This is a genomic window from Blattabacterium cuenoti, assembly GCF_014252035.1.
Classification (GTDB): Bacteria; Bacteroidota; Bacteroidia; order Flavobacteriales; family Blattabacteriaceae; genus Blattabacterium; species Blattabacterium cuenoti_Z.
On sequence record NZ_CP059207.1, the window covers coordinates 78,864 to 92,790 of the forward strand.

The following is a 13,927-nucleotide window of genomic DNA, read 5'->3' on the forward strand; positions in this document are numbered from 1 at the left end:
GAATTAATAAATTAAAGCTTGATTAATATCTTCTATTAAATCTTCAATATTTTCAATTCCAAGAGAAAGTCGAATTAAAGAATCCTGTATACCAGCAGCCCTCCTAGTTTCAGATGGAGTAGACTTATGCGTCATAGTAGCTGGATGACAAATCAAACTTTTGGTTCCTCCTAAACTTTCTGCTAGTTTAAATATCTTTGTAGAAGTTACAATTTCTTTCGCTGAATCTATTGTATCTTTTTTTAAACTAAAAGAAACAATTCCTCCGAAATATTTTTGTTGTTTTGATGCAATATTATGGTTTTTATGATTAATTAATCCTGGATAATATATTTTATCAATACAGTATTTTTTATTTTCTTCTAAAAAAGAAGCAATTTCAAATGCATTTCTAGATTGTTTTTTTATACGTAAATATAATGTTTGAGCTCCTCTTATCGTTAACCAACAATCAATAGGTGATAATACTCCCCCTGTTGCATTCTGAATATATTTTAGCTTTTCATAAATATTTTGATTATTTACTGTAATTAATCCAGCTAATACGTCTGAATGTCCTGCTAAATATTTTGTAGCACTGTGAATGACTATATCGGCTCCCAATTTAATAGGGTTTTGAATGGCTGGAGAAGCAAAAGTATTATCAACTACAACTAAAATTTTTTCGTTAATATTTTTGCATTGATTACTTATAGATTTTATATCTGATATTTTTAATGTAGGATTCGTAGGAGTTTCTAACCATATTAATTTAGTTTCTTTAGTAATAAATGACAATACTTCATCAGCATTTGTTGTATCTACAAATTTTGTCCTCACACCAAATCGATTATACAAGTCTAACAAACGAAAAGTTCCTCCATAAATATCATCAACAGCAACTATTTCATCTCCATATTTTAGCAATTTTAAAACAGCATCAATGGATGCTAACCCAGATGAAAAAGCTATACTACCATAACCATATTCTAGTTTTGTAATTAAATCTTCAAGAATTTTCCTTGTAGGATTATTTGTTCTTGTATAATCATACCCTTTATGAACTCCTGGAGCTTCTTGTACATAAGTTGATGTTTGGTATATTGGCGTAGAAATAGATCCTGTAAGAGGATCTGATGAAATACTTTGAATAAGTCTTGTTTCTTCCTTCATTGTAGATAAAATTTCACATAAAATTGTATACAAATGTACTAATTCGAAAAATGAAAATTCAATTTTTTTAGGAAAATATTTTATATTTAAGTACAATATTTTTTTAATAAATTTGTTTTATTTTATTTGTGATATGGTAGGACATTAGACTATGAAAAATTTATTAAGAATAGTGAAGAAAAAATATTTTCTATTTTTGTTGATATTTATGTCTATTTTTTATGTTCAAGCTAGTGCTGCTAATAATAATGATATTAGTAATAGTAGATCAAATGAATCTATAGATATAGCTAACACAATTATTAGTCATATCAGTGATTCTTATGAATGGCATATTATGGATTTTAACAAAAATAAAATAACCTTTTATTTACCAATAATATTATGGAATAATGGATTGGAATGTTTTTCTTCTTCTGCTTTTTCGAAAGGAAATATAGTATTTGGAAAATATGGATGTTATAAAATACACCATGGAAAAATATATCTAACAGATAGTAAAGGGGATATTATTTATCATAAAAAAGTATGGAATTTTTCTATTACTAAAAATGTAGTATCTATATTTTTATCTTCTTTTTTATTATGTTATCTATTTTTACGTATGAAATATAGTTATAAAAACTATCAAACCAAATGGAAATTGGCAATACTTTTAGAATATATTATTATATTTTTACGAAATAATATTGCAATTCCAAATATAGGAAAAGATAAATATAAACCTTATTTTCCTTTTTTATTAACATCATTTTTTTTTATATTAATTAACAATTTAATGGGTTTGATCCCTATGTTCCCAAATATAACAGGAAATATAAGTGTTACTTTTACTTTAGCTACAATGACTTTTATTATTACTAATATTAATGCGAATAAAAATTATTGGATTCACAATTTTTGGATGCCGGGAGTTCCAGTTGTAATTAAACTATTATTAGCTCCTATAGAATTTATTGGAATATTTATTAGACCATTAACTTTATGTATTCGTCTATTTGCTAATATGACAGCTGGACATATACTTATTTTAAGTTTCATTTGTCTTATATTTATTTTTAAAAGTTTTTTTGTAGCAGGATTTTCGATAATTTTTGGATTTTTTATTTTTATATTAGAAATTATGGTTTCTTTTTTACAGGCTTTTATTTTTACAACTATATCTTCTCTTCTTATAGGTACAGCTGTAAAAAAATAAATTATTACATGGAATTAAAAAATATTGTTAAAATATGTATATAGATTTAACTTACTCAGGTTTAGCAGCTTTAGGTGCAGGTATTGCGGTTATAGGAGCAGGAATAGGAATTGGTAAAATTGGTAGTTCTGCAATGGATGCTATTGCTAGACAACCAGAAGCTTCTGGAAGAATACAAAATGCAATGATTATCGCTGCTGCTCTTATTGAAGGAGCATCTCTTTTTGGAATAGTTACTGCTTTATTAGCTGTATTTAAATAATTTTAATATGGATTTAGTTACTCCTTCATTTGGTCTAATATTTTGGCATTCATTAATATTTTTGATACTTCTTTTTTTTCTGTCAAAATTTGCTTGGAAACCAATAATGAATTTTATTGACCAAAGAGAGGAAGTAATTAGAAAATCTATTGAAAAATCTTCTCAATTGAGAAAAGAATTTAAAAATATAGAAGACAAAAAAAACATAATTTTGAAAAAAGCTTTAAAAAAAAGAGACGTAATTTTAAAAGAAGCTATTCAAATAAAAAATAAAATAAAAATTGAAGCTAAACAAGAGAGTATTTTAGAAAGGGAAATAATGTTAAAGGAAACAGAAAAAATTATTCAAATGAAAAAAAAAGATGCTTTCAAGGAAATAAAAAATCAAATAGGGGAAATTTCCACTACAATAGCAGAAATAATAATAAAAAAAAAATTAGATGAAAAAAATGATAAACAAATTATAAAAAATTTAATAGAAGAAAAATTCCACTGAAAAAATGTTTTTGAAAAAAAAAATAATTAAACATTATGCAAACATTTTTTATGATTACTCTATAAAAAATGTAAATAATGTAATTCATGATACATTTTACCATAAAATAAAAATAGTATGTTGTTTATTAAATAATAATGAATTTTTTATAAAAATTAGCAACAATTCATTGTTGGATTCTAAAAATAAAATAAAAATTTTTAGAACAAATTTTTACAATTTTGATCATTTAATTTATCGCTTTATTGAAATTTTAACTTTACATAAAAGAGAATATCTGTTTTATCAGATTCTTTTGGAATACCAAAAAATATATGAAAGAAAAATAAAAAAATTAATCAAATGTAGCATTACAACTGTTTTTCCTATCAGTATTGATATGCAAGAAAAAATTGCATATAAAATATATCCTTTAAAAAAGGATAAACATTATTATATAGTTAATAAAATTAATAAATCTATCATAGGAGGTTTTATTTTTTGCATAGAAGATAATAATAAAGAATGGGATTTCAGCATAAAAAAACAATTGTCATATATTCAAGAAAAAATATTTAATAGTTAAAATTTTTAATCTATTTTCATGTCAGATTTAAAATATTCTGAAATATCATCAATTATTAAAGAACAATTATCAGATTACCAATTTGAATCAAAATTATCCGAATATGGAATCATTGTTCAAGTAGGAGATGGAGTAGTTAGATCTTTTGGATTAAATTCTGCTTTTTATGGAGAACTAGTAGAATTTAAAGAAGGTAAAAAAGGTATTGTTTTAAATCTTGAAGAAGATCATGTTGGAATTGTATTACTTCATTCATCAGAAAATATAAAAGAAGGAGATAAAGTAAAAAGAACAGGAAAACCATTTTCTATAAAAGTTGGAGAAAATTTATTAGGTAGAGTAATAGATATATTAGGAAATCCTATAGATGGAAAAGGCCCTATAGAAGGGGACTTATTTGAAATGCCTATAGAAAGAAAGGCCCCAGGTGTCATATATAGAGAGCCTATTAAAGAACCATTACAAACTGGTATTAAATTTATAGATTCTATGATTCCTATAGGAAAAGGGCAAAGAGAATTAATTATAGGAGATAGACAAACTGGAAAAACTACTATAGCTATTGATACAATTATCAATCAAAAAAAATTTTATAAAAGTAAAAATCCTGTTTACTGCATTTATGTAGCAATAAGTCAAAAAGGTTCTACAATTGCAAAAGTCAATAAAATTCTAGAAGAGAATGGAGCGTCACCTTATACAGTAATAGTTGCGGCAACATCTTCTGAACCTGCTAGCATACAAGTTTTTGCTCCTTTTTCAGGAACTGCTATTGGAGAATATTTTCGTGATACTGGTCGTTCCTCTTTAGTTGTATATGATGATTTATCTAAACAAGCTGTTTCTTACAGGGAGATTTCTTTATTATTACGACGTCCTCCAGGTAGAGAAGCTTATCCAGGTGATGTTTTTTATTTACATTCTCGTCTTTTAGAAAGATCAGCTAAAATTATAAAAGATCAAAAAATGGTTGAAAAAATGAATGATATTCCAAAATCCATTAATGATAAAATCAAAGGTGGTGGATCATTAACTGCAATTCCCATCATTGAAACTCAATCAGGAGATATATCGTCCTATATACCAACTAATGTCATATCTATAACAGATGGACAAATTTTTTTAGAAAAAGAACTATTCAATTCAGGAATTCGCCCTGCTATTAATGAAAGTATATCTGTATCCCGTGTTGGTGGAGCTGCACAAATCGAATCTATGAGAAAAATAGCTAGTACTCTAAAAATAGATCAGGCACAATTTAGAGAATTAGAATCTTTTTCAAAATTTGGTTCAGAATTGGACTCATCTACTATGGAAAGCATAAATAAAGGAAGAATTAATATAGAAATATTAAAACAACCTCCTCAAACTCCATATGATATAGCTGAACAAATTGCTATTATTTATGTTGGAATAAACAATCTTTTAAAAGATATACCCATTGAAAAAATTACTTTTTTTGAAAAAGATTATCTTTATTACTTGAAAGAAAAACATAAAACTTTATTAAGTTCTCTAAGACAAGGTACTTTTAAAAAAGAATATCACGAAACTTTAAAAAATGCTGTTATTAAATTAAGTAATAAATATATTTAACATGTCTTCTAATCCAAAAGAGATAAAAAGAAGAATCATTTCTATAGAATCTGTAATGAAAACTACGGAAGCAATGAAAATGATATCTACAGTAAAATTAAAAAAATATAAAAATATATTGAAACATATAAAATATTACTTAAATCATCTAGAACTAGTTTTTCTAGAACTTATTATGTTAACTGGAAAAAAAATAGAAAATAATAAATATTTTTATTCTTCAAATGAAAATGGAAAAAAATTATTTATTGTATTTACATCTAATCGTGGATTATGTGGATCTTTTAACTCATTAATATTTGAAAAAATTAATTTTATACTTAAAAAAAATTTTTTTTTACATAAAGATTGTATTTTTTTTTCTACTGGAAAAAAAGGTTTTGATTTCTTATCTAAAAGATATCACATGTATGGTGATTTCGTAGAAAATTTAAACGATATTCAAATACAATATTTTACAACTAATTTAATTTCAGATTTTTTTAATAAAATTTTTTCATCAGTTTATTTAATATATAATAAATTAAAAAATTCTTTACTTCAAGAAGTAACAGTAGAAAAATTTCTTCCTTTTCAAATCAATAATATTATCCAAAAAAAAAAAGATTTACCGTTTATTTTAGAACCGTCTAAGAAAGAGATTATTAATTATATAATTCCAAAAATACTTCATTTTAGATTAAGAAAAGTATTTTCAGAGTCTTTAACAGCGGAACATACAGCGCGTATGATTTCTATGCATCAAGCAACAGAAAATGCATCTCATATTAAAAATAATTTAATATTAAATTACAATAAGGAACGACAAACAACAATAACCAAAGAAATACTTGAAATAATAGGAGGTTTGGATTCACTACAATAAAATTAATTGAATCATTCAATATTTGTATTTTGAATAAAAAACTACGAAAAAATGAAAAATATGTTAACAGGAATCCGAAGCACAGGTAATCCTCATTTAGGAAATATACTCAGCGTTATTATACCATCTATTAATATGATAACTAATAAAAAATATTCTTCATTTATATTTATAGCAGATTTACATTCCATCATACAAACAGAAAACATACAATATATAAAAAATAGTACTTACAATATTGTGGCAACATGGTTAGCGTTTGGACTAAATACAGAAAATAGTATTTTATATAGACAATCTGATGTGACTGAAGTTACAGAATTAGCTTGGTATTTAAGTTGTTTTTTCCCTTACAAACGACTAACACTAGTACATTCTTTTAAAAAAGAAGAAAACAAGAGTAAAATAAATGTAGGATTATTTACTTATCCTATTTTAATGGCTGCAGATATATTACTTTATAACGCAGAAATAATTCCAGTAGGAAAAGATCAATTACAACATATAGAAATAGCACGTCGAATAGCTTATTTTTTTAACAAAAAAATAGGAAAAAAAGTATTTTCATTACCTAATCCTTTTTTACAGGAAAAATCTATGTTTATTACTGGAACAGATGGTTCTAAAATGAGTAAATCAAAAAATAATTACATTGATATTTTTTCTTCAGATGAAATTTTGAAAAAACAAATTATGAATATAAAAACAGATAGTAAATCTTTGGAAGAAAAAAAAAACCCTGATCCTAATAAAGATTATATAATGTATTTATATAAATTAGTGGCACCAAAAAATAAAGTAGAAAATATGAAAAAAAAATATGTAAAAGGTGGATATGGATATTCAGAAGCAAAAATGGCATTATATGAAGAAATAATTCATAAATTTTCTACAGAAAGAAATAAATTTTTTTCCATTATCAAAAATAAATCATTACTAGATAAAATTCTTTTTTCTGGAGCTAAAAAAGCAAAAAGTATAGCAATAAATAGGATGAACTACATTAGAAAATGTTTGAATTTCAAACCTTTATTTTCATTAAAAAAAATGTCATAATGACATAATTATAAATATTGGCAAATATTTTGCAAAATAATTCCTTAAGCATAGGAATTATGGTGAAAATATTTTTTATATTATGAACAACAATCAAAAAAAAAATATAGAAAAAAAAAAGGATCCATCTTTTATTGTTTCTGATGATGATTCTTCTTCTATTTGTAAAGAAAAAAAAGAATCCTTGAAAAAGGAAATGGAAATTATTAAAGAGGAACTAGAAAAAGAAAAAAATAAATATTTACGTATTTTTGCAGAATTTGAAAATTATAAGAAACGTATTCAAAAAGAAAGATTTGATATTTTTAGAACTGTTCATGAACAAATTATGATAGACCTAATTCCAATTTTAGATGATTTTGAACGTGGGTTAAAAGAATTAAAAAAATCTAAAGATGAACTTCTTATTAAAGGAATTATTCTTATACAAGAGAAATTTATTAAAATTTTAAAAGAAAAAGGATTAGAAAAAATAAAAATAAAAAAAGGAGATGATTTTAACACGGATTTTCATGAGGCCATTACACAGATACCAGCTGTCACAGAAGATTTAAAAGGAAAAATTATAGAAATAATAGAAGCTGGATATATTCTTCAGGAAAAGGTTATCAGACATGCTAAAGTTGTTACTGGAAAATAATAATAATAAATAATTTTTATCTTCATAATGAAAAAAGATTATTACGAAGTCTTAGGAGTTTCTAGAAATGCTTCTTCAGAAGAAATTAAAAGAGCATATCGAAAATTAGCTATTAAATATCATCCGGATAAAAATTTAGATAATAAAAAGGAAGCTGAAGAGAAATTTAAAGAGGCTGCTGAAGCTTATGAAATTTTAAGTGATTCAGAAAAAAGACAGCGTTATGATAAATTCGGTCATTCAGGTGTAAGAGGAAGTAGTTCACCAGGGGGAGCGTCCGGTATGAATATGGAAGATATTTTCACTAATTTTGGAGATATTTTTTCTGATGCATTTGGAGAAGGTTTTTCTAGTTTTGGGTTTGGAAGAACTACAAGATCTAGAACTATTAAGGGAAGTGATTTAAGAATAAGAGTTAAACTTTCATTAGAAGAAATAGCTAATGGTACAGAAAAAAAAGTGAAAGTAAAAAGATTAAAAGTAGCCAAAGGTATAAAATTTAAAGATTGTTCATCTTGTAATGGAAGTGGTCAAATTACACATATAACAAATACTATATTAGGTAGAATGCAAACTACTTCACAGTGTGATGTTTGTTATGGAACAGGAAAAAATGTAGAAAATATACCTTATGGAGCTAATAAAGATGGATTAATAAAAGAAGAAGAACTTGTTCAGGTTAAAATACCATCAGGTATTACAAAAGGAATGCAGTTAAAAATTTCTGGAAAAGGAAATGAAGCTCCTTTTGGAGGAATTCCTGGTGATTTAATTATTATAACAGAAGAGATTCCACATGAAAAATTGAAAAGAGAGGGAAATAATTTACATTATGATTTATATATTTCATTTCCTGATGCAATATTAGGAGCTGTAAAAGAAGTTCCAACTATAAATGGAAAAGCTAGAATTAAAATAGATCCTGGAACACAATCAGGAAAGACTTTAAGGTTGAAAAATAAAGGCCTACCTAATGTTAATGGATATGGTAACGGAAGTTTATTAATTCATGTAAACGTTTGGACACCAAAAAAAATTAACGAAGAACAAAGAAAATTTTTTGAAAAAATGAGAAAAGATGAAAATTTTTTTCCTCATCCAGGAAATTTTGAAAAATCTTTTTTTGATCGTGTAAGAGAAATGTTTTCCTAAACTTATTATTAGTGAATAAATAATTTTTCCTAGGAAAAAAATATAATAATAATTTATGCAAAGAGTTGTTATAGGTCTTTCTGGAGGTGTAGATTCAAGTGTAGCGGCTTTAATACTAAAAAGAAAAGGATATGAAGTCATTGGTTTATTTATGCATAATTGGGAAAATACTATTTATAATAATCAATGTTCTTGGAAAGAAGACAGCATTGACGCTATGCTAGTTGCTCAACAATTAAATATACCTTTTCAAATAGTAGAAATGAAAAAAGAATATAAAGAACATGTCATTGATTATATGTTTAATGAATATAAATTGGGTAGAACTCCTAATCCAGATATTTTATGTAACAGAGAAATAAAATTTTCTGTTTTTTTAGAAAAATCTATTGATTTAGGAGCTGATTTTATAGCTACTGGTCATTATGTTAATAATAAAAAAATTATAAAAAATAAAAAAATCATCCAATGTCTTTTCATGGGAGAAGATCCTAATAAAGATCAGTCATATTTTTTGTGTCAGTTAAATCAATATCAATTAAAAAAATCTATTTTTCCATTAGGAAATTTTACTAAAAATCAAGTTAGAAAAATAGCAAAAAAAAATAGATTATATAATGCACTTAAAAAAGAATCTCAAGGTTTATGTTTTATAGGTAAAATAAACTTATATCAGTTTCTTCAGCAAAAAATTTCCTCAAAAATAGGAGACGTCATCTATATTGATTCTAATTCTGAAATTTATAGAAAACAGATGATACCTTCTTTTTATGAAGAAGAAGAATTGTTTTTATATAAAAAATATCAAAGATCATATGGTAAAGTTATAGGACATCATAAAGGTGCCCAATTTTTTACTAAAGGACAACGAAAAGGGATATCATTGGGAGGTTATAAGGAGCCTTTATTTATTATAGATACTGATGTTAAAGAAAATATTATTTACACAGGAATGGGTAGAAAACATCCGGGGTTATATAATAAGTTTTTATTTATTTTAGAAAAAGATATTCATTGGATAAGAGAAGATCTTGTAATGTATGAAGGAGAAACAATGAATGTTATGTGTAGAATACGTTATAGGCAACCTTTACAAAAATCAAAATTATACAAAGTCAAAAAAGGAATGTTAATAGAGTTTGATGAAATGCAATTTGCTATAACAAAGGGTCAATTTGCGGTTTGGTACCTTGGAAAAGAATTGATAGGGTCTGGAATTATTTCGTAGTAAAATTATATAAAAATTTTTTTTAATTCAAAAAAAACGGTTTTTTTTGAATTATTATTAATTATGAGCTCTTCGTTTTATTTATAATTGTAAACTTTTCAATATATTTACTAATAAATTAAAAATAATGAATAAAATAATGTAAATAAATTTTACCTTATCCATTTTTTTCATATTTTTGCATATTATATAATTATATAGTTATTATAATTCATAATTAGATGATATTTTTCATCCCTACTCGAAAAAAACGTAAGTTCAGTAGGGTTTTTTTGATTTTATAAAAGATCTCATGGAAAAAGAAATTAATAATTTTAGTAGAAAAATAACAAATGAATCGGATTTACCTGCAGCTCATGCTATGTTATATGCTACAGGAATGAAGGATTTAGATTTTGGTAAAGCACAAATAGGAATAGTTAGTAATTGGTATGATGGTAATCCTTGCAATATGCATTTGAATACAATGGGAAAAATTGTAAAAAATTCAATAATAAAAAAAAATTTAGTCGGATTTCAATTTACTACTATTGGAGTAAGTGATGGTATCACAATGGGTACAAAAGGAATGAGATATTCTTTACCATCTAGAGAACTAATAGCAGATAGCATAGAAACTGTAGTTGATTCTCATCATTATGATGGAGTAATTGCTATTCCTGGATGTGATAAAAATATTCCAGGAGTTATGATTGCTTTACTTAGATTAAACAGACCTTCTATTATTATTTATGGAGGGAGTATTTCTTCAGGTTTTTATAATGGAAAAAAATTGGATATCGTTTCTTCTTTTGAAGCATTAGGTAAAAAAAATACATGTAAAATATCCGATATAGAATATCGAAATATAGTTAAAAACTCTTGTCCGGGTCCAGGAGCATGTGGAGGAATGTATACAGCAAATACTATGGCTTCTGCTTTAGAAGCTATGGGGATGATGCTCCCTTATTCATCTTCTTCTCCATCAACAAGTGAAAATAAAAAAATAGAATGTAAAAAAGCCTCTAATTATATTAAAATTCTATTAGAAAAAAATATAAAACCTAAAGATATAGTAACTAAAGATTCTATAAAAAATGGAATAAAGTTAGCTATGTGCTTAGGTGGATCTACTAATTTAGTTTTACATTTTTTAGCTATTGCTAAATACGCAAATATTAATCTTACATTAAAAGATTTTCAAAAAATTAGTGATCAAATTCCTCTTATAGGAAACTTAAAACCCAGTGGAGATTTTCTTATGGAAGATATACATATGCATATAGGTGGTATGCCGGTAATCATAAAATATTTATTAAAAAAAGGAATTTTATTGGGAGATTGTTTAACTGTTACTGGAAAAACATTATACGATAATATGAAAAATGTTCCAGATATAACGTTTAATCAAAAAATTATTTTTCCTGTAGAAAATCCTATTAAAAAAAATGGACATATTAGAATTTTGTATGGAAATATATCACCAAAAGGTGCTGTTGCTAAAATAACAGGAAAAGAAGGGACCATGTTTCGCGGAAAAGCAAAAGTTTTTGATTCAGAAGAAGAAGCTAACAAAGCTATATTAAATAATACAATAAAACAGGGGAGTGTTATTGTTATCAGATATGTAGGACCAAAAGGAGGACCTGGAATGCCAGAAATGTTAAAACCAACATCTTATATTATGGGATCAGGATTAGGAAAAAATGTAGCTCTTATAACAGACGGAAGATTTTCAGGAGGATCACATGGATTTGTCGTAGGTCATATTACCCCAGAAGCTGAATCTGGAGGATTAATATCCCTAATAAAAAATGGAGATTTTATAAAAATAGATGCAGAAAATAATACTATTAATCTTGAAATAAAAAAAGAAGAAATAGATAAAAGAAAAAAATTATGGAATCCTCCTTTATTAAAAATTAAACAAGGCTATTTATATAAATATATAAAAACAGTATCTCCAGCGGATAAAGGATGTATTACTGACTAACTAATATGACTAATTAATATATTATTAATCTATTATGGTAGTAAAAGAATTTTTATCTGGTTCAGAAATAGTAATAAAAACACTTTTACATGAAAAAGTAGAATACATTTTTGGATACCCTGGAGGTGCTATTATGCCTATATATGATTCTTTACATGATTATTTGAATGTTATATCCCATATTTTAATGCGGCATGAACAAGGATCGATTCATGCTGCACAAGGTTATGCTAGAGCTACAGGAAAAATAGGTGTATGTTTCACTACATCAGGACCTGGAGCTACTAATTTAATTACTGGACTAGCTGATGCACTAATAGATAGTACTCCAATTGTTTGTATCACTGGACAAGTATCATCTCATCTACTGGGAACTGATGCTTTTCAAGAAACAAATATTATAGATATTTCTATTCCTGTAACTAAATGGAATATTCAAGTTCTAGAAGCAAAAAATATTTGCAAATCTATTCAAAAAGGTTTTTTTATAGCAAAAAAAGGTAGACCAGGTCCAGTTTTAATAGATATTACTAAAGATGCTCAGACTAAAAAATCTGAATTTAATTATAATCAACATTTTGAATATATAGAAAATTTTCATCCATATCCTTGTATAGAAGAAAATAAAATAATAGAAGCGGCAGATTTAATAAATATCGCAAAAAAACCTATGATTTTAGTTGGACAGGGTGTCATTTTGGCAAAAGCAGAGGATGAATTCAAAATATTTGTAGAAAAAACAGGTATTCCAGTAGCTAGTACATTGTTAGGTTTGGGTGCATTGTCTAGTAGTCATTATTTGTATGTAGGAATGTTAGGTATGCATGGTAATTATGCTCCAAACATTTTAACCAATCAATGTGATCTTATAATTTCTGTAGGAATGCGTTTTGACGATCGTGTTACTGGAGATGTGAATAAATATGCTAAAAATGCAAAAATAATTCATTTAGAAATTGATCCTTCTGAAATAAATAAAAATATATCATGTCACATACCAATACTTGGAGATTGTAAAATTTCTTTGAAAAAACTAGTTTTTTATGTTAATAAATCTAGTCATGAAGAATGGGTTAATCAATTCTTTTACCTGAAAGAAAAAGAAAAAATAGAAGTAATAAAAAATGATATGTATCCAACTAAGAAAGGTCTAACCATGGGGGAAGTTATCAAATGGATTAATAAGTATAAAGAAAAAAATGCAATACTTGTAACAGATGTAGGACAACACCAAATGATAGCTTCAAGATATTTTGATTTCTCTTGTAAAAAAAGTCAAATAACCTCTGGTGGATTAGGCACTATGGGATTTGCACTTCCAGCTGCTATTGGAGCAAAACTAGGATCAAAAAATAGACAAGTTATTTGTATAGTGGGAGATGGAGGAATACAAATGACAATACAAGAAATGGGTACTATTTTACAAAACAATATTGCTGTGAAAATTATTTTGCTAAATAATAATTTTTTGGGAATGGTACGTCAATGGCAGCAACTTTTTTTTGATAAACGTTATTCATGTACAGAATTAGTAAATCCTGACTTTATAAAAATAGCTAATGCATATAATATAGATGCAGAAAGAATAAATGATAGAAATAAACTAGGAGAATCTATAAACAAGGCATTATCTAATGAAAATGCTTTTTTATTAGAAGTCATAGTAGAAAAAGAGGATAACGTTTTTCCTATGATTCCTGCAGGATCATCTGTAGACGAAATTCGTTTAACATAAACAAAAACAT

13 protein-coding genes are annotated in these 13,927 nt (G+C 25.9%); 12 read left to right on the top strand and 1 reads right to left on the bottom strand.

Translation table 11 applies throughout. The annotated features are described in order from the left end of the window. Positions 1-3: 3 nt before the first annotated feature. Positions 4-1,152, bottom strand: a complete 1,149-nt coding sequence (locus H0H49_RS00340) for a trans-sulfuration enzyme family protein (protein ID WP_185864726.1) — start codon at positions 1,150-1,152, stop codon at positions 4-6. A 151-nt stretch (positions 1,153-1,303) separates the two neighbouring features. On the opposite strand from H0H49_RS00340, the gene atpB reads away from it, so the two are divergent. The 12 genes from atpB to ilvB all read left to right on the top strand — a co-directional run bounded on the left by atpB (position 1,304) and on the right by ilvB (position 13,917). Beyond that, positions 1,304-2,350: a F0F1 ATP synthase subunit A gene (gene atpB / locus H0H49_RS00345; RefSeq protein WP_238784951.1), complete on the top strand. Its 1,047-nt coding sequence runs from the start codon at positions 1,304-1,306 to the stop codon at positions 2,348-2,350. A gap of 34 nt (positions 2,351-2,384) precedes the next feature. Further along, the gene (gene atpE, locus H0H49_RS00350) at positions 2,385-2,612 is read left to right on the top strand and encodes an ATP synthase F0 subunit C (protein ID WP_185864524.1); all 228 of its coding nucleotides are present in this window, start codon (positions 2,385-2,387) and stop codon (positions 2,610-2,612) included. A 7-nt stretch (positions 2,613-2,619) separates the two neighbouring features. Then, entirely contained in the window at positions 2,620-3,108 is a 489-nt protein-coding gene (gene atpF / locus H0H49_RS00355; protein WP_185864525.1) for a F0F1 ATP synthase subunit B, read from the top strand. 4 nt (positions 3,109-3,112) lie between these two features. Then, positions 3,113-3,673, top strand: a complete 561-nt coding sequence (locus tag H0H49_RS00360) for a F0F1 ATP synthase subunit delta (RefSeq protein ID WP_185864526.1) — start codon at positions 3,113-3,115, stop codon at positions 3,671-3,673. 18 nt (positions 3,674-3,691) lie between these two features. Next, the gene (gene atpA / locus H0H49_RS00365) at positions 3,692-5,269 is read left to right on the top strand and encodes a F0F1 ATP synthase subunit alpha (protein ID WP_185864527.1); all 1,578 of its coding nucleotides are present in this window, start codon (positions 3,692-3,694) and stop codon (positions 5,267-5,269) included. Position 5,270: 1 nt separating this feature from the next. Then, positions 5,271-6,134, top strand: coding sequence for an ATP synthase F1 subunit gamma (atpG, locus tag H0H49_RS00370; protein WP_185864528.1), 864 nt, complete (start codon positions 5,271-5,273; stop codon positions 6,132-6,134). A gap of 51 nt (positions 6,135-6,185) precedes the next feature. After that, positions 6,186-7,190, top strand: a complete 1,005-nt coding sequence (gene trpS, locus H0H49_RS00375) for a tryptophan--tRNA ligase (protein ID WP_185864529.1) — start codon at positions 6,186-6,188, stop codon at positions 7,188-7,190. An 82-nt stretch (positions 7,191-7,272) separates the two neighbouring features. Then, positions 7,273-7,830 (top strand): nucleotide exchange factor GrpE, encoded by a 558-nt coding sequence (locus H0H49_RS00380; protein ID WP_185864530.1) that lies wholly within the window; start codon positions 7,273-7,275, stop codon positions 7,828-7,830. Positions 7,831-7,854: 24 nt separating this feature from the next. Beyond that, on the top strand, positions 7,855-8,982 hold the full coding sequence (dnaJ, locus tag H0H49_RS00385) for a molecular chaperone DnaJ (protein WP_185864728.1): 1,128 nt from the start codon (positions 7,855-7,857) through the stop codon (positions 8,980-8,982). Between the two features lie 55 nt (positions 8,983-9,037). Then, complete coding sequence (gene mnmA / locus H0H49_RS00390; RefSeq protein ID WP_185864531.1) at positions 9,038-10,210, top strand: tRNA 2-thiouridine(34) synthase MnmA; 1,173 nt, start codon at positions 9,038-9,040, stop codon at positions 10,208-10,210. Positions 10,211-10,502: 292 nt separating this feature from the next. Continuing rightward, positions 10,503-12,182 carry a dihydroxy-acid dehydratase gene (gene ilvD / locus H0H49_RS00395; protein WP_185864532.1) on the top strand — a complete coding sequence of 560 codons (1,680 nt, stop codon included), beginning with the start codon at positions 10,503-10,505 and terminating at the stop codon, positions 12,180-12,182. A gap of 34 nt (positions 12,183-12,216) precedes the next feature. Continuing rightward, entirely contained in the window at positions 12,217-13,917 is a 1,701-nt protein-coding gene (gene ilvB / locus H0H49_RS00400) for a biosynthetic-type acetolactate synthase large subunit (RefSeq protein WP_185864533.1), read from the top strand. Positions 13,918-13,927: the final 10 nt, after the last annotated feature.